15 protein-coding genes and 1 riboswitch are annotated in these 23,030 nt (G+C 73.3%); of the genes, 2 read left to right on the top strand and 13 right to left on the bottom strand.

Annotated features, from left to right (window positions below):
* Positions 1-75 precede the first annotated feature (75 nt).
* Complete coding sequence (locus EDC50_RS13325; protein ID WP_123770982.1) at positions 76-3,240, top strand: efflux RND transporter permease subunit; 3,165 nt, start codon at positions 76-78, stop codon at positions 3,238-3,240.
* Positions 3,241-3,443: 203 nt separating this feature from the next.
* On the opposite strand, the gene leuB is transcribed toward EDC50_RS13325, so the two are convergent.
* The 13 genes from leuB to thrA all read right to left on the bottom strand — a co-directional run bounded on the left by leuB (position 3,444) and on the right by thrA (position 20,564).
* Entirely contained in the window at positions 3,444-4,562 is a 1,119-nt protein-coding gene (gene leuB, locus EDC50_RS13320; protein WP_123770981.1) for a 3-isopropylmalate dehydrogenase, read from the bottom strand.
* The gene (gene leuD, locus EDC50_RS13315; protein WP_123770980.1) at positions 4,552-5,148 is read right to left on the bottom strand and encodes a 3-isopropylmalate dehydratase small subunit; all 597 of its coding nucleotides are present in this window, start codon (positions 5,146-5,148) and stop codon (positions 4,552-4,554) included. Before leuD ends, leuB begins: the two co-directional genes overlap by 11 nt.
* Positions 5,149-5,248: 100 nt before the next feature.
* Positions 5,249-6,682 (bottom strand): 3-isopropylmalate dehydratase large subunit, encoded by a 1,434-nt coding sequence (gene leuC, locus EDC50_RS13310; protein ID WP_123770979.1) that lies wholly within the window; start codon positions 6,680-6,682, stop codon positions 5,249-5,251.
* A 47-nt stretch (positions 6,683-6,729) separates the two neighbouring features.
* Positions 6,730-8,289, bottom strand: coding sequence for a 2-isopropylmalate synthase (locus EDC50_RS13305; protein WP_123770978.1), 1,560 nt, complete (start codon positions 8,287-8,289; stop codon positions 6,730-6,732).
* On the bottom strand, positions 8,286-9,404 hold the full coding sequence (locus EDC50_RS13300; RefSeq protein ID WP_123770977.1) for a threonine dehydratase: 1,119 nt from the start codon (positions 9,402-9,404) through the stop codon (positions 8,286-8,288). The genes EDC50_RS13305 and EDC50_RS13300 overlap by 4 nt, the downstream gene beginning before the upstream one ends.
* Positions 9,405-9,408: 4 nt before the next feature.
* Positions 9,409-10,392 (bottom strand): aminotransferase class IV, encoded by a 984-nt coding sequence (locus tag EDC50_RS13295; protein WP_123770976.1) that lies wholly within the window; start codon positions 10,390-10,392, stop codon positions 9,409-9,411.
* A complete protein-coding gene (locus EDC50_RS13290; RefSeq protein ID WP_123770975.1) occupies positions 10,383-10,619 on the bottom strand; it encodes an ACT domain-containing protein in 237 nt (78 codons plus the stop codon). The genes EDC50_RS13295 and EDC50_RS13290 overlap by 10 nt, the downstream gene beginning before the upstream one ends.
* Positions 10,603-12,345: an acetolactate synthase 2 catalytic subunit gene (gene ilvG, locus EDC50_RS13285; protein WP_242003027.1), complete on the bottom strand. Its 1,743-nt coding sequence runs from the start codon at positions 12,343-12,345 to the stop codon at positions 10,603-10,605. Before ilvG ends, EDC50_RS13290 begins: the two co-directional genes overlap by 17 nt.
* Positions 12,342-13,394 (bottom strand): ketol-acid reductoisomerase, encoded by a 1,053-nt coding sequence (gene ilvC / locus EDC50_RS13280; RefSeq protein WP_123770973.1) that lies wholly within the window; start codon positions 13,392-13,394, stop codon positions 12,342-12,344. Before ilvC ends, ilvG begins: the two co-directional genes overlap by 4 nt.
* Complete coding sequence (ilvD, locus tag EDC50_RS13275) at positions 13,391-15,319, bottom strand: dihydroxy-acid dehydratase (RefSeq protein ID WP_123770972.1); 1,929 nt, start codon at positions 15,317-15,319, stop codon at positions 13,391-13,393. The genes ilvC and ilvD overlap by 4 nt, the downstream gene beginning before the upstream one ends.
* Positions 15,320-15,699: 380 nt before the next feature.
* Complete coding sequence (gene thrC / locus EDC50_RS13270; RefSeq protein ID WP_123770971.1) at positions 15,700-16,995, bottom strand: threonine synthase; 1,296 nt, start codon at positions 16,993-16,995, stop codon at positions 15,700-15,702.
* A 60-nt stretch (positions 16,996-17,055) separates the two neighbouring features.
* Complete coding sequence (locus EDC50_RS13265) at positions 17,056-18,036, bottom strand: homoserine kinase (RefSeq protein ID WP_123770970.1); 981 nt, start codon at positions 18,034-18,036, stop codon at positions 17,056-17,058.
* Positions 18,033-20,564, bottom strand: a complete 2,532-nt coding sequence (thrA, locus tag EDC50_RS13260) for a bifunctional aspartate kinase/homoserine dehydrogenase I (RefSeq protein ID WP_123770969.1) — start codon at positions 20,562-20,564, stop codon at positions 18,033-18,035. The genes EDC50_RS13265 and thrA overlap by 4 nt, the downstream gene beginning before the upstream one ends.
* 330 nt (positions 20,565-20,894) lie before the next feature.
* Positions 20,895-20,996, top strand: a riboswitch (TPP riboswitch).
* Positions 20,997-21,097: 101 nt separating this feature from the next.
* Here thrA and thiC point away from each other — a divergent pair.
* Entirely contained in the window at positions 21,098-22,975 is a 1,878-nt protein-coding gene (thiC, locus tag EDC50_RS13255; RefSeq protein WP_123770968.1) for a phosphomethylpyrimidine synthase ThiC, read from the top strand.
* Positions 22,976-23,030 lie beyond the last annotated feature (55 nt).

Raw genomic sequence — 23,030 nt, 5'->3', positions numbered from 1 at the left:
CGGATGCGTTCGTCTTCTTTCGCTTCCACCCCTTTCTCTCCGGCTCGCGGAGAGGCGGCCCAACCGAGCTGACCCATGCGCTTCAACCTTTCCGAATGGGCGCTGCGCCATCGCAGCCTGATCGTCTACGCGATGCTGGTGATGGCGATCGCCGGCGCCCTGTCGTACATGCGCCTCGGGCGCAGCGAGGACCCGCCCTTCACCTTCAAGGTGATGGTGATCCGCACCCTCTGGCCCGGCGCGACCGCCGAGGAAGTCTCGCGCCAGGTGACCGAGCGGATCGAGAAGAAGCTGATGGAGACCGGCCAGTACGAGTTCATCCGCTCGTACTCGCGCGCCGGCGAGTCGCAGGTGATGTTCGTGGCCAAGGATTCGCTGCGCTCCAAGGACATCGACCCGCTGTGGTACCAGGTGCGCAAGAAGGTCGGCGACATCCGCGCGACCCTGCCCGGCGACGTGGTCGGGCCGTTCTTCAACGACGAATTCGGCGACACCTTCGGCAACATCTACGCGCTGACCGGCCAAGGCTTCGACTACGCCGTGCTCAAGGACTACGCCGAGCGCGTGCAGCTGGCGCTGCAGGAATTGCCGGACGTGGGCAAGATCGAGCTGTTCGGCGTGCAGGACGAGAAGATCTGGATCGAGCTGTCCAACGTCAAGCTGGCCACGCTCGGCGTGCCGGCGGCGGCGGTGCAGCAGGCGCTGGACGAGCAGAACGCGATGGCGCCGGCCGGCTTCTTCGAGACCGGCAGCACCCGGGTGGCGCTGCGGGTCGGCGGCAAGTTCCGCTCGGTCGAGGAGATCCGCGAGTTCCCGATCCGGGTCGGCGACCGCACCTTCCGCCTCGGCGACGTCGCCGACGTGCGGCGCGGTTTCGCCGACCCGCCGCAGCCGCGGATGCGCTTCATGGGCGAGGACGCGATCGGCATCGGCGTGGCGATGCGCCAGGGCGGCGACATCCTCAAGCTCGGCAAGACCCTGGAATCCGAGTTCGCGCGCCTGCAGGAGACGCTGCCGGCCGGGATGCGCCTGCGCAAGGTGTCGGACCAGCCGGCGGCGGTGCAGGCCTCGGTCGGCGACTTCGTGCGCGTGCTCGCCGAGGCGGTGGCGATCGTGCTGCTGGTGAGCTTCTTCTCGCTCGGCCTGCGCACCGGCCTGGTGGTGGCGCTGTCGATCCCGCTGGTGCTGGCGATGACCTTCGCGGTGATGGACTTCTTCGGCGTCGGCCTGCACAAGATCTCGCTGGGCGCGCTGGTGCTGGCGTTGGGCCTGCTGGTCGACGACGCGATCATCGCGGTGGAGATGATGGCGATCAAGATGGAGCAGGGCTTCAGCCGGCTCAAGGCCGCGGCGTTCGCGTGGGAGAGCACCGCCTTCCCGATGCTCACCGGCACCCTGATCACCGCGGCCGGCTTCCTGCCGATCGCCACCGCCAAGTCGTCCACCGGCGAGTACACCCGCTCGCTGTTCGAGGTGGTGACCATCGCGCTGCTGGTGTCGTGGATCGCGGCGGTGGCGTTCATTCCCTACCTCGGCGACAAGCTGCTGCCGGACTACGGCCACGCCGCCAAGCCGCCGCGGCCCGGCTCGCTGCCGGCGCGCTGGCGCGGGTTCCGCGAGCGCCTGGCGCGGCGCTTCCCGCGCCTGCGCGGCGTCGTCGCGCCGAGGCCGCCGATCGACGGCCATGCGCACGACCCGTACGCGACGCCGTTCTACCGCCGCTTCCGCGGCTGGGTCGAGTTCTGCGTGCGCCGGCGCTGGCTGGTGATCGGCGTCACTGCGGCGGCGTTCGTCGCCTCGGTGTTCCTGTTCCGCTTCGTGCCGCAGCAGTTCTTCCCGGATTCGACCCGGCCGGAGCTGATGGTGGACATGGAGCTGGCCGAGGGCAGCTCGCTGCGCGCCACCACGGAGCAGGCGTACCGGCTGGAGAGGATCCTGGCGCAGCGCAAGGACCTGGCCAACTTCGTCGCCTACGTCGGCACCGGCTCGCCGCGCTACTACCTGCCGCTGGACCAGCAGCTGCCGGCGGCGAACTTCGCCCAGTTCGTGCTGGCGCCCAGGGACCTGGAGGCGCGCGAGGCGATCCGCAGCTGGCTGCTGGAGGACGTGTTCCCGCGCTTCCCCGAACTGCAGATGCGCGTGACCCGGCTGGAGAACGGGCCGCCGGTCGGCTATCCGGTGCAGTTCCGGGTCTCCGGCGAGCACATCGACCAGGTCCGCGCGATCGCCTACCAGGTGCAGGCGAAGATGCGCGAGAACCCGCACGTGGCCAACGTGAACCTGGACTGGGACGAGCCGAACAAGGTGGTGCGGCTGCAGCTCGACCAGGAGCGGGCGCGGGCGTTGGGCGTGAGCTCGGCGCGGCTGTCGCAGTTCCTCACCGGCTCGCTGTCCGGCGCGCACGTGAGCGTGTACCGCGAGGGCAACGAGCTGATCGAGATGCTGCTGCGCGGCCCGGCCGAGGACCGCCTGCGCGTGGACATGCTCGGCAGCCTGATGGTGCCGACCGAGAGCGGCGCCAGCGTGCCGCTGAGCCAGGTCGCCACGCTCGAGTACGGCTTCGAGGAGGGCATCATCTGGCACCGCGACCGCCGCCCGACCATGACCGTGCGCGCCGACATCTACGACGGCACCCAGCCGGCGACCGTGACCGCGCAGATCTCGCCGACGCTGGACGCGCTGCGGGCGAAGCTGCCGTACGGCTACTCGATCCAGATCGGCGGCAGCGTCGAGGATTCCGGGCGCGGCCAGCGCTCGGTCAACGCCGGCATGCCGCTGTTCGTGTTCGTGGTGTTCACCCTGCTGATGCTGCAGTTGCGCAGCTTCTCGCGCAGCATCATGGTGATGCTGACCGCGCCGCTGGGGCTGATCGGCGTGACCCTGTTCCTGCTGGTGTTCCGGGTGCCGTTCGGGTTCGTGGCGATGCTCGGCACGATCGCGCTGGCGGGCATGATCATGCGCAACTCGGTGATCCTGGTCGACCAGATCGAACACGACATCCGCGAAGGCGCGACGCCGTGGCAGGCGATCGTCGAGGCCACCGTGCGCCGCTTCCGCCCGATCGTGCTGACCGCGGCGGCGGCGATCCTGGCGATGATCCCGCTGTCGCGCAGCGCGTTCTTCGGGCCGATGGCGGTGGCGATCATGGGCGGGCTGACCGTGGCGACGTTCCTGACCCTGCTGTTCCTGCCGGCGCTGTACGCGGCGTGGTTCAAGGTGAAGCCGCCGCAGGGGGCATGAGGCGCTCAGCCCGCGCGGTGCCGCGGAACGGGGGCACCGGCGGTGCCTCGCCTGCCCCTGCCGCGTGGCGCCGCTTCCCCGCGCGGGCGGGAAAACAAAAACCCCTCCCCGAAACCGGGGAGGGGGCGGGGGTGCGGGCCGAGCGGCCCGAGGCTGGAGAGAGAGCGCGCGCGTTGCGCGCGGACCGCTTGTGTTGACCGGGGTCAGTCGCGCAGCACCACCGGCTGGCATTCCAGTTGCAGCTGCTCCAGCACCGCGGCGGTGGCGGCGCGGGTCGACACGCCGCGGCCGGCCGGGGCCAGGTCGGCGGTGAACACGCCGGCCTCGAGCGCGCCGTCCACCGCCTTCTCGACGCAGCGCGCCTCGTCCTCCAGGCCCAGCGAATGCCGCAGCAGCAGCGCGGCGCTGAGGATGGTGGCGTAGGGATTGGCGACGCCGCGGCCGGCGATGTCCGGCGCGGAGCCGTGGATCGGCTCGTACAGGCCGATCTGCCGGCCCGGCGCGGCCGCGCCGTCGGCGCCGGCCTCGCCGAGCGAGGCCGAGGGCAGCAGGCCCAGCGAGCCGGCCAGCATCGAGGCCTCGTCGGTGAGGATGTCGCCGAACATGTTCTCGGTGACGATCACGTCGTACTCGCGCGGCTTGGCCAGCAGGTGCATCGCCATCGAGTCGACCAGCTGGTGCTCCAGCCGCACGTCGGGGAATTCCTCGGCGGCGACGCGGGTCGCGACCTCGCGCCACAGCCGCGAGGTCTCCAGCACGTTGGCCTTGTCGACCGAGGTGACCTTGCCGCGGCGGCCGCGCGCCAGCGTGCAGGCATGGCGGATCGTGCGCTCGATCTCGGCCACGCTGTACTCGCACACGTCGCTGGCGCGGTCGGCGCCGCGCTGCTTCTGGCCGAAGTAGATGCCGCCGGTCAGCTCGCGCACCACGATCAGGTCGACGCCGCTGAGCAGGTGCGGCTTGATCGGCGAGGCGCCGAGCGCCGCGGGGTGCGGCTTCACCGGGCGCAGGTTGGCGTACAGGCCGAGCGCCTTGCGGATCGCCAGCAGGCCCTGCTCCGGGCGCACCGGCGCCTTGGGGTCCGACCACTTCGGCCCGCCGACCGCGCCGAGCAGCACCGCGTCGGCGCGCCGCGCCGCCTCCAGCGTCGCGGCCGGCAGCGCCTCGCCGGTGGCGTCGATCGCGGCGCCGCCGATCCGGTGCTCGGCGAAGCGGAACTGGTGGCCGTAGCGCAGGCCCACGGCCTGCAGCACTTCGACCGCGGCGGCGGTGACTTCCGGACCGATGCCGTCGCCGGGCAGGACGACGATGTCAGCGCGCATGATGCAGGCTCCTCTCGTGCATGGCTTCGTAGCGTTGGATGGCGGGCGCCTGCTTCAGCAGGTAGCCGAGCTGGTCGACGCCTTCGAGCAGGCAGGTCCGGGCGAAGGCATCGAGCGGGAACTCGGCGGTGCCGCCGCCGGGCAGGCGCACGCTGCGGGCGGCGACATCGATGTGCAGCTCGACGCCGGGATGCTCGAGCAGCGCGTCGACCACGCTTTCCTCGAGGACGATCGGCAGCAGGCCGTTCTTCAGCGCGTTGCTGCGGAAGATGTCGGCGATCTCGGCGCTGATCACCGCGCGCAGGCCGAGGTCGGTGAGCGCCCACGGCGCGTGCTCGCGCGAGGAGCCGCAGCCGAAGTTGCGCCCGGCGACCAGGATGCGCGCGCCCGCGTTCTCCGCGCGGTTGAACGGGAACTCCGGGTTCGGCGAGCCGTCGGCGAGATAGCGCCAGTCGTGGAAGGCGTGCTTGCCCAGGCCCTTGCGCTCGGTGGTGGTGAGGAAGCGCGCCGGGATGATCTGGTCGGTGTCGATGTTGCGCTCGCGCAGCACCACGGTGCGCGAGGTCAGTTCGGTGAAGGGGCGCATCAGGGGAACTCCGGAATGTCGTGTCCGGCCCGCGCGCGCGGGCGGGGATGGCGGGCCAGGGCGCGATTCGCCGGCCGGGTCGTCGTGGCCGTCCGCGGCATCAGGCGACCTCCAGCGATACCGACGGCCGCTCCGCGGCCAGGTACGGCCGCGGGTCGACGATCTCGCCGGCCACCGCGCAGGCCGCCGCGGTCAGCGGCGAGGCCAGCACGGTGCGCGCGCCCTTGCCCTGGCGGCCCTCGAAGTTGCGGTTGCTGGTGGAGACCGCGAGCTGGCCGGGGCCTACCAGGTCGCCGTTCATCGCGATGCACATCGAGCAGCCCGGTTCGCGCCATTCCGCGCCGGCGGCGCGCACGATCGCGTCGATGCCCTCGGCTTCCGCTTCGCGCTTCACCCGCTCCGAGCCCGGCACCACCAGCATGCGCACGCGCGGGTGCACGCGCCGGCCGCGCAGCACCGCCGCGGCCTGGCGCAGGTCCGACAGACGCGAGTTGGTGCAGCTGCCGACGAAGACCACGTCGACCGGCCGCCCGGCCAGGGCCGCGCCGGGTTCCCAGCCCATGTACTCGCGCGCCTTGGCCTCGTCGCTGCCGGCCGCGGCCGGCACCCGCGCGGACACCGCCGCGACCTGGCCCGGGTGCGTGCCCCAGGTGACGGTCGGCAGGATGTCGCCGGCGTCGATGTGCACCTCGCGGTCGAAGCGCGCGCCCTCGTCGCTGCGCAGCCGCCGCCAGCGCTCGACCGCGGCGTCGAACGCCGCGCCCTGCGGCGCGCAGGGCCGGCCGCGCAGGTAATCGAACGTGGCGTCGTCCGGCGCCACCAGGCCGGCGCGGGCGCCGGCCTCGATCGACATGTTGCACACCGTCATCCGCTCCTCCATCGACAGCGCGCGGATGGCCGAGCCGCGGTACTCGATGACGTGGCCGGTGCCGCCGCCGACGCCGATCACGCCGATCACGTGCAGGATCAGGTCCTTCGCCGTCACCCCCGGGCGCAGCTCGCCTTCGACGTTGATCGCCAGCGTCTTGGGCTTGCGCTGCAGCAGGCACTGGGTGGCCAGCACGTGGCCGACCTCGCTGGTGCCGATGCCGAACGCCAGCGCGCCGAACGCGCCGTGGGTGGCGGTGTGGCTGTCGCCGCAGACGATGGTCATGCCGGGCTGGGTCAGGCCCAGCTCCGGGCCCATCACGTGGACGATGCCGCGGTGCGGGCTGTCGTAGTCGAACAGCTCGACGCCGTGGCGGGCGCAGTTCTGGCGCAGCCTGTCGACTTGCGCGCGCGCCTCGGCGCTCGCATAGGGCCGTTTGCCGTCGGCGCCGGGGGGCAGGGTCGGGGTGGAGTGGTCGAGCGTGGCCTTGGTGCGGTCGGGGCGGCGCACCGGCAGGCCGCGCGCGTCGAGCTCGGCGAAGGCCTGCGGCGAGGTCACCTCGTGGATCAGGTGCAGGTCGATGTACAGCACCGCGGGCGCGGCGTCGCTCTCGGGCGCGACGACGTGGGCGTCCCACAGTTTGTCGAACAGGGTCTTGGGCGTCATGGGCGGGCGTTCTCTCGGTTCTCGTTGCTCGTCTTCCGTTCCCGTCGTCAGGCGCGCAGCGCCTCGCGCCGCGGCGGCGCCTGGCGCAGGCGCAGCACGCGGTTGGCGACGTCCAGCCAGGCCAGCGCGCTGGCCTCGAGGATGTCGGTGCTGGTGCCGGAGCCGGTCAGCTCGGCGCCGTCGACGCGCGCGATCACCTGCGCCTGGCCCTGGGCGTCGTCGCCGGTGGTCACGCTGGACACCTGGTAGCTGTCGATCTCCAGCCCCAGCCCGGTGGCGCGCGCCAGCGCGGCGAACAGCGCGTGCACCGGGCCGTCGCCGACCGCGGCCTCGCTGACCGTGGCGCCCTCCGGCTCGACCAGCTTGACGCTGGCGGTGGGCAGGCTGTCCTCGGCGGCGCCGGTGCTGACGTGCAGCCGCGCCAGCCGCCAGCCGCGCGTGGCGCGCGCGTCGCTGCCCAGCACCAGCGCTTCCAGGTCGGCGTCGAACACCTCGCGCTTCTTCTCCGCCAGCGCCTTGAAGCCGGCGAACACCGCGTTGAGCTGCGCCTCGTCGAGGTTGAAGCCCAGCGCCTGCAGGCGGTCGTTGAGCGCGGCGCGGCCGCTGTGCCGGCCCATCACCATCTGCGACTGCGCCCAGCCGACGTCCTCCGGGCGCATGATCTCGTAGGTGCCGCGGTGCTTGAGCATGCCGTGCTGGTGGATGCCGGACTCGTGCGCGAACGCGTTCTGCCCGACCACCGCCTTGTTGCGCTGCACCGCCATGCCGGTGATGCGCGAGAGCAGGCGCGAGGTCGGCACCAGCCGCCGGGCGTCGATGCGGGTGTGCGCGCGGTAGTACTCGCCGCGCACGCGCAGCGCCATCACCAGTTCCTCCAGCGCGCAGTTGCCGGCGCGCTCGCCGATGCCGTTGATCGTGCACTCGACCTGGCGCGCGCCGCCCTCGATCGCCGCCAACGAATTGGCCACCGCCAGGCCCAGGTCGTTGTGGCAGTGCGCGCTGAACACCGCCCGCTCGGCGTCGCGGACGTTGGCGCGCAGGTACTCGAACAGCGCGCGGATCTCGCTGGGCGTGGTGTAGCCGACGGTGTCGGGGATGTTCAGGGTGCGCGCGCCGGCGGCGACCGCGGCGCTGCAGACCTCGGCCAGGTACTCCGGCTCGGTGCGCAGCGCGTCCTCGGCGGAGAACTCGACGTCGTCGACGTACCGGCGCGCCAGTTCCACCGCGGCCACCGCGCGCTCCAGCACCTGGGCCCGGTCCAGGCCCAGCTTGTGCTCGCGGTGCAGCGGGCTGGTCGAGATGAACACGTGGATGCGCGGGTGAGCGGCGCCTTCCAGCGCCCGCGCGCAGGCGTCGATGTCGCCGGGGTGGCAGCGCGCCAGGGTGGCGACGGCGGCGCCGCGGACCTCGCGCGCGATCGCCCGCACCGCCTCCATGTCCGCGGCCGAACTGGCCGGGAAGCCGGCCTCGATGTAGTCCACCCCGAGTTCGGCCAGCGCATGGGCGAAGCGCAGCTTCTGCGGCGCGGTCATGCTGCAGCCGGGCGACTGTTCGCCGTCGCGCAGGCTGGTGTCGAAGATGCGTACTCGGGCTGCTGGGTCGCTCATGCGTAAATCTCCTCGTCGTGCGCGCGCGCGGGGGCAACGGCGCGCGGCGGTGGTGCGGAAAAGGAAGCGGAACTCTGGGCGGCGGGAATCAAGGTGGCGATGGCCGGCTCCGCGACGGCCTGCGCCGGCAGTTCGCGCTGGCGCCGGCGCGGCCGGCGCGGCGCGCGCGGGCGCACGTCGGACAGCAGCTGGGCGAGCACGCCGGCGTCGAGGTTGCCGCCGGAGACCACCGCGCACTTGCGCCGGCCGGCGACGCGGCGCCCGGCGGCCAGCGCCAGCGCGCCGGCGCCCTCGGCGATCACGTGCTCCTCCAGCGCCAGCCGCACCAGCGTCTCGCGCAGCTCGGCCTCGCGCACCACGACGATGTCGTCGAGCAGGTCGGCGAGCATGCGCCGAGTCAGCCGGCCGGGATCCTTCACCCGCACGCCGTCGGCCAAGGTCGCCCGCGGCTCGCGCAGGCCGGCCTCGCCGTTCAGCGCGCGGCGCATCGCATCGACGCCCTCGACCTGCGCGCCGATCACCTTCACCCCCTGCGCCTTCAGCGCCAGCGCGACGCCGGCGGCGAGCCCGCCGCCGCCGATCGGCACCAGCACCACGTCCGGCATCAGCGCCGCCAGCTCCAGCCCGACCGTGCCCTGGCCGGCGATCACGTCCGGGTCGTCGAAGGCCGACAGCAGGCGGTAGCCGTTCTGCGCCGCCAGTTCGGCGGCGAAGGCCTTGGCTTCGTCGTAGCTGTCGCCGTGCAGGCGCACCGTGGCGCCCCAGTGGGCGACGCCGGCGATCTTGGTCTGCGGCGCGCCGCGCGGCATCACCGTGATCGCGTTGACACCGAGGCGGTAGGCGGCCCAGGCCAGGCCCTGCGCATGGTTGCCGGCCGAGGCGGCGATCACCGGGCGGTGGTCGCCGCGTTCGCGCGCGGCCAGCAGCGCGTTGAGCGCGCCGCGCACCTTGTACGAACCGGTGCGCTGCAGGTTCTCCAGCTTCAGCCAGCAGCCGAAGCGCTCGGCATGGTGCAGCGGCGTCGGCGGCAGGTAGCGGCGCAGGCGCGCTTGCGCCGCCAGCACGTCGGCGGCGGAGACGCGTACTTCGCCTACGTCGGGGGAATCGCCGTCCATCGCCTCAGACCGCCGTCAGCCAGTGCGCGTGGGCCGGCTCCTCGCCGCGCACGACGCGCGCGTACAGCGCCTGCAGCTCGCGCGTGACCGGGTTGTCGCCGAATTCGCGCCGGTCCAGCGCGCTGACCGGCGCCACCTCGGCGGCGGTGCCGCAGACGAACACCTCGTCGGCGTCGAGCAGCTCGTGGTGGGTGACCGGGCGCGACTCGGCACCGCTGAGCGCGATCACCGTGTCGCGGGTGATGCCGGGCAGTGCGTCCGGGTGCTCGATCGCGGTGACCCGGCCGCCTTTGACCATGAACACGTTGGCGCCGGTGCACTCGACCACGTAGCCCTCGCCGTCCACGAACAGCGCCTCGTCGAAGCCGCGCAGGCGCGAGTCGCGCTTGGCCAGGATCGAGTTGACGTAGGCGCCGCACAGCTTCAGCGGCGGCAGCGACGAGGCCGGGTTGCGCCGCCACGGCGACACCGTCAGTCGCGCGCGCTTGCCGTTGAGGTGTACCACCGTCGGCAGGGTCAGCACCATCAGGTGCCGGCGCAGGCCCGGCACGTCCAGGCCGACGGTGATGCCGTCGAGGCCGGTGCCCAGCCAGGCCAGCGGGCGGATGTAGGCGTCGCGGTGGCCGTTCGCGCGCAGCGTTTGCAGGGTCGCGTCGAAGGCCTGCGCCAGGTCGAACTCGATGCCCAGCAGCTCGGCGCCCCGGCGCATCCGCTCCAAATGTTCGGGCAGGCGGAACACCGCCGCGCCATCGCGCGTGGCGTAGCTGCGGATGCCCTCGAACACGCCGGTGCCGTAGTGCAGCGCGTGGCTGGTGAGCGGCGCCTGCGGCGCGTCGGCGGGAACCAGCGCGCCGTCGAACCACAGCATCAGCGGCTTCGGCTGCGCGACCGCCGCCGCGGAGGCGACCGAGAAGTCGCCGGCCTCGGGGTCGGTTCCGCCCGTTCGCCGGCCTTCGGCGGCGGCGTACGCCTTGTCGTTCATCGACATGGCGACACCTCCACCGCGAGGCAGTCGTAGAGCTTGGCGAGCTGGCTGCGCAGGTTCTCGTCGGCGCGGTCGCCTTCGACGGTCAGGCGCAGGTGCCAGCGGTCGCCGTCGGGCTGGGCCTCGCCGTCGACCGCGAGCGGGCGGAAGCCGCGGCGCTCGGCCGCGCCCAGTACCCGCACCAGCGCGCCTTCGGCTCGTCGCAGGGTCAGATCAAGCTGGTATCGCATGGCGGGAGTCCTCGGAGGGGGAGGCGGCGCGCGCGTCGGCCGCGGCGTCGAGCGCCGGGTCGAGCATCTGCGCGTTGTTGTGGTTCGGCGGCACCAGCGGCCAGACGTTGGCGGCCTGGTCGATCGCCACGTGCAGCAGCGCCGGCCCGTCGGCGGCCAGCAGCGCGGCCAGCGCGTCCTCGACCTCGTCGGCGCGCTCGACCTGCAGGGCCTGGATGCCGAACGCGCGGGCGATCGCGCCGAAGTCGGGGTTGTCGGACAGGTCGATCTCGGAATAGCGCTTGTCGAAGAACAGCTCCTGCCACTGCCGGACCATACCCAGCGCCTGGTTGTCCAGCAGCACGATCTTCACCGGCAGGCGGTAGCGGCGCAGCGTCGCCAGCTCCTGCACGTTCATCAGGAACGAGCCGTCGCCGCTGACGCAGACCACCTGCGCGGCCGGGTCCTGCAGCTGCGCGCCGATCGCCGCCGGCAGGCCGAAGCCCATCGCGCCGAGCGCGCCGCTGGTCAGGTGCCTGCGCGGGTCGGCCAACTGCCAGTGCTGGGCGACCCACATCTGGTGCTGGCCGACGTCGCAGGAGACCACCGCGTCCGGCGCCAGCTCCGACAGCCGCTTCAGCAGCGCCGGCGCGTACACCGTCGCGCCCGGCGCGTCGTAGCGCGCGGCGTGCTCGCGCGCGCGCTGCTGGCAGGCCGCGCGCCAGCCGCGGCGGGCGGCGCCGTGGCGGCCGTGCAGGTGCGCCGCGCAGGGCAGGGTCAGCGCGGTCAGGCTGTGGCGGATGTCGCCGCGCACGCCGACGTCGGCATGGCGCAGCTTGGAGATCTCCGCCGCGTCCAGGTCCATGTGCACGACGCGCGCGTGCGGCGCGAACTCGGCCAGCTTGCCGGTGGCGCGGTCGTCGAAGCGGGCGCCGACCACGATCAGCAGGTCGGCCTCCTGCACCGCCAGGTTGGCCGCGCGGCTGCCGTGCATGCCGAGCATGCCCAGGTTCAGCGGATGCTGCGCCGGCAGCGCGCCGAGGCCGCGCAGGGTCAGCACGGTCGGGATCTGGGTGGCATCGACGAAGGTGCGGAACGCCGGCACCGCCTCGCCCAGGGCGATGCCGCCGCCGCCGTAGACCACCGGCTTGTGCGCCTGCGCGATCAGCGCCAGCGCCGCATGCAGCGAGGCATCGGACGGCCGCGGCGGCGCCTCCACCGGCAGCGGCGCGTGCGCGGGCAGGTGCGCGGCGTCGGCGACCTGCACGTCCTTGGGCAGGTCGATCAGCACCGGGCCGGGCCGGCCGGAGCGGGCGATGCGGAACGCCTCGGCGACCATCCGCGGCAGGTCCTCGACCCGGCGGGCGAGGAAGCTGTGCTTGACGATCGGCATGGTCATGCCGAACACGTCCAGCTCCTGGAACGCGTCGGTCCCCATCAGCGTGGTCGGCACCTGGCCGGTGATGACCACCATCGGCACCGAGTCCAGCATCGCGTCGGCGATGCCGGTGACCAGGTTGGAAGCGCCCGGGCCGGAGGTGGCCACGCATACGCCGACGCGCCCGCTGGCCCGCGCGTAGCCGTTGGCGGCGAACGCCGCCCCCTGCTCGTGACGGACCAGCACGTGCTTCAGCGGCGAGGCGTGCAGGGCGTCGTAGAAGGGCATGATCGCGCCGCCCGGGTAGCCGAACAGCGTGTCCACGCCTTCGGCGATCAGGGCCTGCGCCAGCCAGCGGGCGGCATTCACGCTTGCGCTTCCTGCGCGAAATCCCGCACGTCCATGTGCGGACCCTTCGCTCCGAAAGCAGGCTCGATGCTCTTTTCCGGCTTCGGTGGGGCGCTGGACAGCCATTTCATGTTCGCGCGCAGCTTCTTGCCGACCGCCTCGATCGGATGCTCGAGGTCGGCCTGCTTCATCGCCTTGTAGTGGGCGTTGCCGGCGGCGTACTCGGCGATCCACTGGCGGGCGAAGGTGCCGTCCTGGATCTCGCTCAGGATCTTCTTCATCTGCGCGCGGGCGCCGTCGTCGACCACGTACGGGCCGCGGGTCAGCGCGCCGTACTGCGCGGTCTCGCTGATGAACTCGTGCATGCGGGTGATGCCGCCCTCGTAGAACAGGTCGACGATCAGCTTCAGTTCGTGCAGGCACTCGTAGTAGGCGATCTCCGGCTGGTAGCCGGCCTCGACCAGGGTTTCCCAGCCGGCCTGCACCAGCTTGGCGGCGCCGCCGCACAGCACCGCCTGCTCGCCGAACAGGTCGGTCTCGGTCTCTTCCTTGAAGGTGGTCTTGATCGCGTTCTGGCGCGCGCCGCCGATGCCGGCGCAGTAGCCGAGGGCGAGCTGCTCGGCCTGGCCGCTGCGGTCCTGGTGCACCGCGTACACCGCCGGCACGCCGCGGCCGATCTCGTACTCGCGCCGCACCAGCGCGCCCGGGCCCTTCGGCGCGACCAGCACCACGTCGAGGTCCTCGCGCGGCACGATCTGGCCGTAATGGACGTTGAAGCCGTGCGCGAACAGCAGGCAGGCGCCCCGGGCGATGTTCGGCTCGATGACCTCGCCGTACAGCTGCGGCTGCACCATGTCCGGCGTCAGCACGGCGACCAGTTCGGCGCCCTTGACCGCCTCGGCCGGCGACTTGACCACGAAGCCGTCGGCGCGGGCCTTGAGTTCGGTCGGGCCGCCGGGGCGCAGGCCGATGGTGACGTCGAAGCCGGAGTCGCGCAGGTTGAGCGCGTGCGCGCGGCCCTGGCTGCCGTAGCCGACGATGGCGATCTTGGGTGTGTGCTGAGCGGTCATGGCGTTTCCTGGAGGGCGATGTGGATGGGGCGGGAACCTGGTTCTCCCTCTCCCGCTTGCGGGAAAGGGTGGGGGTGAGGGGCGGAGGCGCGGGAAGGCGTCGCGCCGGAGGCCTCCACCCCATCGCTCCCCCGCAGGCGCGCGAGGGGAAGGTCGTGGCCGATGGGAGCCGCTTCGCTCGGCGTCGCGCTTGCGGGGTGGAACGAGGGTTCCTGGAAGTTCGGATCGATCGGGCCCGGCGCGGTCACCGCACCGCGCGCGGCCGAGCCGACCAGACGCGCGTACTTGGCCAGCACGCCGGTGGTCACGCGCGGCGCGATCCGCACCGGTTCGCGCGCGGCCAGGTCGACGCCGACCGCGTCGATGCGCCGCGCGCGCACGTCGATGCGCACGCGGTCGCCGTCGCGCAGGCGCGCGATCGGCCCGCCGCGCGCCGCTTCCGGCGCGATGTGGCCGACCATGAAGCCGTGGGTGGCGCCGCTGAAGCGGCCGTCGGTGATCAGGGCGACGTCGTTGCCCAGGCCCTGGCCGACCAGCGCCGCGGTCACCGCCAGCATCTCGCGCATGCCGGGGCCGCCGGCCGGGCCTTCGAAGCGGATCACCACCACGTCGCCGGCGCGGATCCGCCGCGCCTGCACCGCGGCGAACGCGGCCTCCTCGGAGTCGAACACCCGCGCCGTGCCCTCGAAGCGCTCGCGGCCGTGGCCGGCCAGCTTGACGATGCAGCCCTCCGGGGCGAGGTCGCCGTACAGGATCGAGTAGCCGCCGCGCGGCTTGATCGGGTCCGACACCGGGCGCACCACGTCCCGCGCCGCGTTCGAGTCCCCGCCCGCGGCTGCGGCTTTCGCGAGGGATTCGCACGCGGCGTCCAGCTCGGCGAAAAAGCAGCGGCCGGTGACCGTGGGAATGTCCTCGATCAGACCGGCCGCCCGCAGTTCGCGCGCCACCAGGGCGGTGCCGCCCTGTTCGTACATCTCCGCGGCGGTGTAGCGGCCGCCGGGCTTCAGGTCGGCGATCACCGGCGTGCTCGCGGCGGCCTCGAACTCCTCCAGGTCGAACGGCACGCCGGCCTCGTGCGCGATCGCCAGCAGGTGCAGCGCCGCGTTGGTCGAGCCGGCGGTGGCCGAGACCGCGCGCGCCGCGTTGCGCAGCGCGGCGGGGGAGAGCAGGGCGCGCGGCCTCGGCCCGCCTTCGCGCAACAGCCGCATCGCCAGCGCCCCGCAGCGGCGCGCCGCCGCCGGCTTGTCGGCGTGCACCGCCGGGATGTCGTTGAGCTGCAGCGGCGACAGGCCGAGGAAGGTCAGCACCATCGCCATGGTGTTGGCGGTGAACTGGCCGCCGCAGGCGCCGGCGCCGGGGCAGGCGTGCGACTCGATGCGGTGCAGCTCGGCGTCGTCGATCCGGCCGGCCGAATGCGCGCCCACCGCCTCGAACACGTCCTGCACGGTCAGCGGCTTGTCGGTGCCGTCCTGGCGGCAATGCCCGGGCAGGATGGTGCCGCCGTAGAGGATCACGGTCGGGATGTCGAGCCGCGCCGCCGCCATCGCCGCCGCCGGGATGGTCTTGTCGCAGCCGACCAGCAGCACCATCGCGTCGAGGCAGTGGCCGCTGACCGCCAGCTCGATCGAGTCGGCGATGGTCTCGCGCGAAGCCAGCGAGGCGCGCATGCCGTCGGTGCCCATCGCGATGCCATCGGTGACCGCGACGGTGTTGAACTCGATCGGCGTGCCGCCGTGCTCGCGCACGCCTTCGCGCACGTGCTGCGCCAGCTCGCGCAGGGTGAGGTTGCACGGCGACACGTCCGTCCAGGTGTGCACCACCGCGACCAGCGGCCGGTCGATCGCCGCGTCGTCGAGCCCGGCGGCGCGCAGCATCGCGCGGGCGGGAGCGCGGGCGGGGCCTTGCTTGATGGCGTTGCTTCTCACGGTGCGTCGGTCCTCGATGCGGTTTTTCGGGGCCGGAAAACGCAAGACCCCGCGCCTGGTCGGAGCGCGGGGTCTTGGATTCTTCGACCTGGATTCGCTTTTCTACTTACGCAAACCCGTACTCCGCGCTGGCAAGCCCGGTAATAAGTACGAGACCAAGAATGAGCGCGGCCGCGAGCGGCACGGGCTTCCCGGGGGCGGTCGGGGAGGCAGCGCGCGGCGCCGCGGCGCGGCCCTGCGGCCGGCTTAGGGCGTGATGCGGATGGTTGCTGCGCTGCGTCATGTGGGCGAGATAAGCACGCCTCTTCGCGGCGTGTCAACAGTTTCTCGTGCAACTCGCGCAGTTTCTTCTGCAACGATGTCGAGGCGTGACGCGATGCTCATTCATGGGGCCGCGCCAGGCGCTCGCGCAGCGCGGCGTAGTCGGCCGGCAGCGGTTCCGCGCGGGCCGGCCGGGCCAGGCTGGCGGCCAGCGCCGGCGGCGGTTCGATCGTGCGGCCGGCCAACGGTTCGACGATGCCCTCGAACTTGGCCGGATGCGCGGTCGCCACCACCGCCCACGGCCGCGTGTCGCCCTGGGCGCGCAGGCGCTCGAGCACGCGCACGCCGGTGGCGGTGTGCGGGCAGGGCACGATGCTGTGGCGCGCGGGCGCCTCGCGGATGGTTTCGGCGATGGTCGCGTCGTCGATCGCGAACGCGCGCATCGAGGCGCGCAGGTGCGCATCGTCGCGGTGCCAATGGCGCAGGCGCTCGAAGTTGCTCGGCGCGCCCACGTCCATCGCGTTGGCGAGCGTGGCCACGGTCGGCCGCGGCAGGTAGTCCTCGCCGGCGAAGTAGCGCGGCAGCACGTCGTTGGCGTTGCTGGCCAGCACGATCTCGCCGACCGGCAGGCCCATGCGCCGGGCGAGGAAGGCGGCGCAGGCGTTGCCGAGGTTGCCGGTGGGCACGACGAAGTTCAGCGCCTGCCCGTGGGCGGCGTGGAAGCGCAGCGCGGCATGCGCGTAGTAGGCGGCCTGCGGCAGCAGCCGGCCGAGGCTGATGCTGTTGGCCGAGCCCAGCGGCACCCGCGCGCGCAGCGCGGCGTCGGCCAGCGCCTGCTTGGCCAGCCGCTGGCAGTCGTCGAACGTGCCCTGCACCCGGAACGCGCGCACGTTGTCGCCCCAGCAGCCCAGCCCGTGCGCCTGGCGCGGCGACACGCGGCCGTCCGGATAGAGGACGACCACCTCGAAGCCGGGGCGGCGGTGGAACGCGGCGGCGACCGCGGCGCCGGTGTCGCCGGAGGTGGCGACCACGATCGTCGTCGGCGCCGCGTCCGCCGGGCGCAGCCGCGCCAGCGATTCGGCGAGGAAGCGCGCGGCGTAGTCCTTGAACGCTGCGGTCGGGCCGTGGAACAGCTCGAGCAGGTAGTCGCCGTCGCCGGCCAGCGGCCGCAGCGGCGCGTCGAACGCATAGGCCTGGGCGCAGATCGCCGCCAGCGCGTCGCGCAGCGAGGAGCCGGCGAAGTAGGGCGCTAGCACCGCCTCGGCGGTGTCGGCGAGGGTATCGCCGGCGGCGGTCGCGGCGAGGCGCGGGATCGACTCGGGCACGTACAGGCCGCCGTCGGGCGCGAGGCCGGCGACCAGGGCCTGGTCGATCGACGCGGGCGGGGTCTGGCCGCGGGTGCTGACGAAGTCCATGGTTCGGGATCCTCGATTTCGGTGGCGGGGCGGGAGGGACGGCCGGCAATGCCGGAGCGCTTAGCGCGCCGCGGCCTGCGTTCCGGGAGCCCGCGCTTCCATCACCTCCGCGCGCGGCCCGGCCACCGGCGTGACGTAGGCGCGCGAGCCGTAGCCGGCGGCGGCGAACGCGGCCTGCATCGCCGGTGCGGCCGCTTCGGCGTCGGCGCGCGAGGCGAACCAGGCGAAGGTGCTGGGGCCGGCGCCGGAGATGCTGGCGCCGAGCGCGCCGCGTTCCAGCGCCGCGCGCTTGGCGTCGGCGAAGCCGGGGATCAGCGGCGCGCGGCGCGGCTCGACCAGCAGGTCGACCAGGCCCTCGCAGATCAGCGCGGCGTCGCCGCGCTGCAGCCCGGTCAGGAACAGCGCCAGGTGCGCGCTCTGCGCGACCACCAGCGGCAGCGGATACGGCTCGGCCAGCACCGCGCGCGCGCGCCGCGTCTCCAGCACCTGGTCCGGATGCACCACCGCCGCGTGCAGCCAGTCCGGCGCCGGCAGCGCGATCATCCGCGTCGCCGTCGCCATCACCACGCCGCCGAGCAGCATCGGCGCGACGTTGTCGCCGTGGCGGCTGCCGCTGGCCACCGCCTCGCCGTCGAGCGCGCATTCGTACAGCGCCTCGCGCGGCAGCGGCCGGTCGAGCAGCGCGTTGGCGGCGACCAGCGCGGCCACGCACGAGGCGGCGGAACCGCCCAGGCCGGAGCCGAGCGGGATGCCCTTCTCCAGCTCCAGTTCGAAGCCGTGCTCCAGACCCAGCCGCGCGCGCAGCGCGATCAGCGCCTGGCCGGCGGTGTTGCGCTCGGCCTGCAGTGGCAGCGAATCGGCGCCGGCCACCGGGCCGCCGATGGCGGCGATGCGCACCGTCGGCTCGGCGATGCGCCGCACGGTGGCGACGTCGCGCGGCCCGGCGACGGTGTGGCCGAGCAGGTCGAAGCCGACCCCGATGTTGCCGACGCTGGCCGGCGCGAACGCGCGCGCCTGTCGCGCCGCGATGCCGTCGCTCATGCGCGCGCCTCCGGGGGCGCCGGCGGCGGCAGGCAGGGCGCGGCCAGCGACTGCGCGATCGCCAGCACGTCGCCGAACACGCCGGCCGCGGTCACTTCGGGTCCGGCGCCCGGGCCCTGCACCACCAGCGGATTGTCGGCGTAGCGGCGGGTGCGGAACTGCACCAGGTTGTCGGTGAGCCGGGTGTGGCAGCAGGCGTGCTCGGCCGGCAGCGCGACCACGCCGACGCGGGCGCCGTCGGCGTCGAGCCGGGCCAGGTGGCGCAGGCGCAGCCCTTCGGCCGCCGCCGCCCGGTAGCGCGCCTGCATCGGCGCATCCAGTTCCTCCAGCCGCGCCAGGAATTCCTCGCGACTGACCGCGCGCAACGGCGCGGGCACCAGGTTCTCCACGTCCACGTCCTCCAGCGACAGCGCGCGTCCGGCCTCGCGCGCCAGGATCACCAGCTTGCGCGCGACGTCGAGGCCGGACAGGTCGTCGCGCGGGTCGGGTTCGGTGTAGCCCAGCGCCATCGCCTCGCGCACCAGCCGCGAGAACGGCGCCGTGCCGTCGTACCGGTTGAACAGCCACGCCAGTGTGCCCGAGAGCAGGCCGTCGATGCCGATCAGCTCGTCGCCGGTGTCGAGCAGGTTGCGCAGGGTCAGCATCACCGGCAGCCCGGCGCCGACCGTGGCCTCGTAGCGGAAGCGGCCGCCGCCGGCGCGGCTGGCCTGCTGGATCGCGGCGTACAGCGCCCAGTCGCCGCTGCCGGCGTGCTTGTTCGGCGTGACCACGTGGATGCCTTGCGCCAGCCAGCGCGGGTAGTGCGCGGCGACCCCGGCGCTGGCGCTGCAGTCGACGATCAGCGCGTGCGGCAGGTGTTCGCCGCGCACGTGCGCGGCGAAGCGACCGAGGTCGACCGGCTGCGCCGCGGCCCCGTCCAGGCGCGCGACCGCATCGCCCGGTTCGACCCCGCGCTCGTCGAGGAACATCGCCCGGCTGTTGGCCAGCGCGCGCAGGCGCAGGTCCAGGCCGGAGCGCTCGCGCAGGGTCGGCAGCGCCGCCGACAGTTGCGCGAGCAGGGCGCGGCCGACCTGGCCGGGGCCGATCACGCCCACCGACAGCGTCTGCGGCGACAGCCAGAACGCCGCGTGCGCGGCGCGCAGGGCGCGGGTCGCATCGCCTTCGGCGACCGCGACCGAGATGTTGCGTTCGCCGGCGCCCTGGGCGATCGCACGCACGTTGACGCGCGCCTGCGCCAGTCCGCCGAGCAGGCGCGCGGCCACGCCGGGCGTGCCGACCATGCCGTCGCCGACCGCGGCCAGCACGGCGATGCCCGGCGTCAGGCTCACGCCCTGGGCTTGGCCGTCGGCGATCGCCTCGGCGAACGCGGCCTCGGCGGCGTCGCGCGCGCGCGCCGCGTGCCCGGCGCGCACCACGCAGCAGATCGAATGCTCGGAGGAGCCCTGCGAGATCATCGTCACCGACACCCCGGCGCCGCGCAGCGCGCCGAACAGGCGCTCGGCCGCGCCGGGCACGCCGACCAGGCCGTTGCCGACCAGTTCGACGATGGCGAGGTCGCGCACCAGGCTCAGGCCCTTCACCGGCGCGCCCGGTTCGCGCTGGCGCGCATGCGCTCGCGGCGCCGGGCCGACGCGCGTGCCCGGCTGCTGCGGGCGGCGGGTGTTGCGGATCCACAGCGGGATGCCGCGCTCCTGCACCGGCGCCAGCGTCTGCGGATGCAGCACCTTGGCACCGAAGTAGGCCAGCTCGCAGGCCTCCGCGTACGACAGCGCCGGCAGGCAGACCGCGTCGGGCACCAGCCGCGGGTCGGCCGACAGCACGCCGTCGACATCGGTCCAGATGGTCAGCGCCTCGGCCTCGAACAGGCGGGCGAAGATCGCCGCCGAGTAGTCGCTGCCGTTGCGGCCGAGGGTAACGGCGCGGCCGCGCGCGTCGCGCGCGACGAAGCCGGTGACGACGGCGTCGCCGGAGCCGTGGCGCGCGCGCCACGCCGCCAGGCGGGCGCGGCTGGCGTCCCAATCCACCGCCATGCCCATCTCGCCCGGATGCACCACCAGCACTTCGCGCGCATCCAGGCGCCGCCAGCCTGCGGCCTCGCCGCCGAGCGCGGACTGCATCAGCCGCGAGGACCAGACCTCGCCGAGCCCGGGCAGGCCGGCGGCGGCGTCCGGGTCGGCATCGCGGAGCGTCCCGAGCGATGCCTGCAGTTCGGCGAATTCCTCCTCCAGGGCCGCCGCCAGCCAGTGGCGGCCATCGCCGTCCAGGGCCTGCGCGGCGTCCAGGTGGCGCCGCCGCAGCGCTTCCCAGCCCGGCCTCCAGTCCTGGCCCGCGCGCGCGGCGGCGATCAGCGCGATCAGCGCGTCGGTGACGCCCTGCATCGCCGAGACCACGGCGATGCGGGGGCCCGCGTCGGCCGCCACCAGCGCGGCGGCGGCGCGGTACAGGGCGGCATCGGCGAGGCTGCTGCCGCCGAACTTGTGCACCCGGCAGGCGGCGAGGGAAGGCGGCGAGGCATCGGCGGACGGCATGGCGGGCTCCTTGTGGGGCAGGGGCCCCGCGCCGCGGTCCGGATGCGCGCTCCGCACCCGGACCGGGTGCGGAGGCGTGGTGTTCGAATCAGCTGGACACGCCCGTCCGCACCCCGGGTGGAGTGGTGCCGGTACCGGTGGTAATCGCAACCGCGGCCGCGGCGACGGCGCCCGCGTCCCGGCCCTGCGGCGGGAGCGTCGAAGCCGGCGGCGGCATGTTGCGATGCGTCATGAGCGCCGAGCAGAGCACGCGGTTTCGCGGGCTGTCAACAGTTGCTTGCGAAACCTGCGGGCGCGGCTGGCCGCGCGCGCCCGGGCATGGTGAAATGCGCGGCGAAGCGGGGGTACCGGTCGCCTCGGGCGCCGGTTGAGACAGACCCTTCGAACCTGATGCGGTTGAGACCGCCGTAGGGAAGCTTCGCCGCACCGCCGCTGGCCGCGGTGCGCGCGCCGCCGCTTTGATGCGGATCCCCTCCGCGAAACCCCGCACCTGCTTGTGCGGATTCTCCACGAAAAGCAGCGGAACCGATGCCATGAACGCAGTCCCCTCCGAACTGATCCGCCAGGCCGAGCAGTTGTCGGCCGAGGTCACGCGCCCGATTCCCGGCTCGCGCAAGATCCACGTGCAGGGGTCGCGCCCGGACCTGCGCGTGCCGATGCGCGAGATCGCGCTGGCCAGGACGCCGACCATGTTCGGCGGCGAGGACAACGCGCCGCTGGCGGTGTACGACACCTCCGGGCCGTACACCGATCCCGCGGCGACGATCGACCTGGCGCGCGGCCTGCCGCCGCTGCGCGCGCCCTGGATCGCCGAGCGCGGCGACAGCGAAGTCCTGCCCGGCCTGAGCTCGGAGTTCGGCCGCAGGCGCGAGGCCGACCCGAAGCTCGACGCGGTGCGCTTCCGCCATCGCCCGCCGCCGCGCCGCGCGCGCGCCGGCGCCAACCTCACCCAGATGCACTACGCGCGCCGCGGGATCGTCACTCCCGAAATGGAGTTCGTCGCGATCCGCGAGAACCAGCGCCTGGAGGCGATCCGCGAGGCGCATCTGCTGCGCCAGCACCCGGGCGAGAGCTTCGGCGCGAACCTGCCCGCGCGCATCACCCCCGAGTTCGTGCGCGACGAGGTCGCCCGTGGCCGCGCCATCATCCCCTGCAACGTCAACCACCCGGAAAGCGAGCCGATGATCATCGGCCGCAACTTCCTGACCAAGGTCAACGCCAACATCGGCAATTCGGCGGTGTCCTCCGGCATCGCCGAGGAGGTGGAGAAGCTGGTCTGGGCGATCCGCTGGGGCGCGGACACGGTGATGGACCTGTCCACCGGCAAGCACATCCACGAGACCCGCGAGTGGATCATCCGCAACTCGCCGGTGCCGATCGGCACGGTGCCGATCTACCAGGCGCTGGAAAAGGTCGATGGCCGCGCCGAGGAACTGACCTGGGAGATCTTCCGCGACACCCTGATCGAACAGGCCGAGCAGGGCGTGGACTACTTCACCATCCACGCCGGCGTGCTGCTGCGCTACGTGCCGCTGACCGCCGGACGCGTCACCGGCATCGTCAGCCGCGGCGGCTCGATCATGGCCAAATGGTGCCTGGCGCACCACAAGGAGAATTTCCTCTACACCCACTTCGAGGACATCTGCGAGATCATGAAGGCCTACGACGTGGCCTTCTCGCTCGGCGACGGCCTGCGCCCGGGCTCGATCGCCGACGCCAACGACGCCGCCCAGTTCGGCGAGCTGGAGACGCTGGGCGAGCTGACCAAGATCGCCTGGAAGCACGACGTCCAGACCATGATCGAAGGCCCCGGCCACGTGCCGATGCAGCTGATCAAGGAAAACATGGACAAGCAGCTGCGCGAGTGCGGCGAGGCGCCGTTCTACACGCTCGGGCCGCTGACCACCGACATCGCCCCGGGCTACGACCACATCACCAGCGCGATCGGCGCGGCGATGATCGGCTGGTACGGCACCGCGATGCTGTGCTACGTCACCCCGAAGGAGCACCTGGGCCTGCCGAACAAGCACGACGTGCGCGAGGGCCTGATGGCGTACAAGATCGCCGCCCACGCCGCCGACCTGGCCAAGGGCCACCCGGGCGCGCAGGCGCGCGACAACGCGATGAGCAAGGCGCGCTTCGAGTTCCGCTGGGAGGACCAGTTCCATCTCGGCCTCGACCCCGAGCGCGCCCGCGAGTACCACGACGAGACGCTGCCGAAGCAGGCGCACAAGGTCGCCCACTTCTGCTCGATGTGCGGCCCGCACTTCTGCTCGATGAAGATCACCCAGGACGTGCGCGACTACGCCAAGGAGCACGGCCTGGACGAACGCGCCGCGTTGGCCGAGGGCATGGCCGAGAAGTCGGCGCAGTTCCGCGCCTTGGGCGCCGAGGTGTACCGCAAGGCCTGAGCGCCGCCGCGCCGCGGCGGCCGGCTTGCGCCGGTTGCCGCGCGCGGGCAAGCTC

The organism is Vulcaniibacterium tengchongense, from assembly GCF_003814555.1.
Classification (GTDB): Bacteria; Pseudomonadota; Gammaproteobacteria; order Xanthomonadales; family Xanthomonadaceae; genus Vulcaniibacterium; species Vulcaniibacterium tengchongense.
The sequence above is the reverse complement of the archived record's forward strand: the minus strand, read 5'-3'. Positions and strand labels throughout refer to the sequence as shown.

Excerpts from the sequence above, each read along its gene's own strand:
- EDC50_RS13325 (WP_123770982.1), top strand. The coding sequence starts at position 76 with ATGCGCTTCAACCTTTCCGAATGGGCGCTGCGCCATCGCAGCCTGATC.
- leuB (WP_123770981.1), bottom strand. The coding sequence starts at position 4,562 with ATGCGCGCTGACATCGTCGTCCTGCCCGGCGACGGCATCGGTCCGGAA.
- leuD (WP_123770980.1), bottom strand. The coding sequence starts at position 5,148 with ATGCGCCCCTTCACCGAACTGACCTCGCGCACCGTGGTGCTGCGCGAG.
- leuC (WP_123770979.1), bottom strand. The coding sequence starts at position 6,682 with ATGACGCCCAAGACCCTGTTCGACAAACTGTGGGACGCCCACGTCGTC.
- EDC50_RS13305 (WP_123770978.1), bottom strand. The coding sequence starts at position 8,289 with ATGAGCGACCCAGCAGCCCGAGTACGCATCTTCGACACCAGCCTGCGC.
- EDC50_RS13300 (WP_123770977.1), bottom strand. The coding sequence starts at position 9,404 with ATGGACGGCGATTCCCCCGACGTAGGCGAAGTACGCGTCTCCGCCGCC.
- EDC50_RS13295 (WP_123770976.1), bottom strand. The coding sequence starts at position 10,392 with ATGTCGATGAACGACAAGGCGTACGCCGCCGCCGAAGGCCGGCGAACG.
- EDC50_RS13290 (WP_123770975.1), bottom strand. The coding sequence starts at position 10,619 with ATGCGATACCAGCTTGATCTGACCCTGCGACGAGCCGAAGGCGCGCTG.
- ilvC (WP_123770973.1), bottom strand. The coding sequence starts at position 13,394 with ATGACCGCTCAGCACACACCCAAGATCGCCATCGTCGGCTACGGCAGC.
- thrC (WP_123770971.1), bottom strand. The coding sequence starts at position 16,995 with ATGGACTTCGTCAGCACCCGCGGCCAGACCCCGCCCGCGTCGATCGAC.
- EDC50_RS13265 (WP_123770970.1), bottom strand. The coding sequence starts at position 18,036 with ATGAGCGACGGCATCGCGGCGCGACAGGCGCGCGCGTTCGCGCCGGCC.
- thrA (WP_123770969.1), bottom strand. The coding sequence starts at position 20,564 with ATGCCGTCCGCCGATGCCTCGCCGCCTTCCCTCGCCGCCTGCCGGGTG.
- thiC (WP_123770968.1), top strand. The coding sequence starts at position 21,098 with ATGAACGCAGTCCCCTCCGAACTGATCCGCCAGGCCGAGCAGTTGTCG.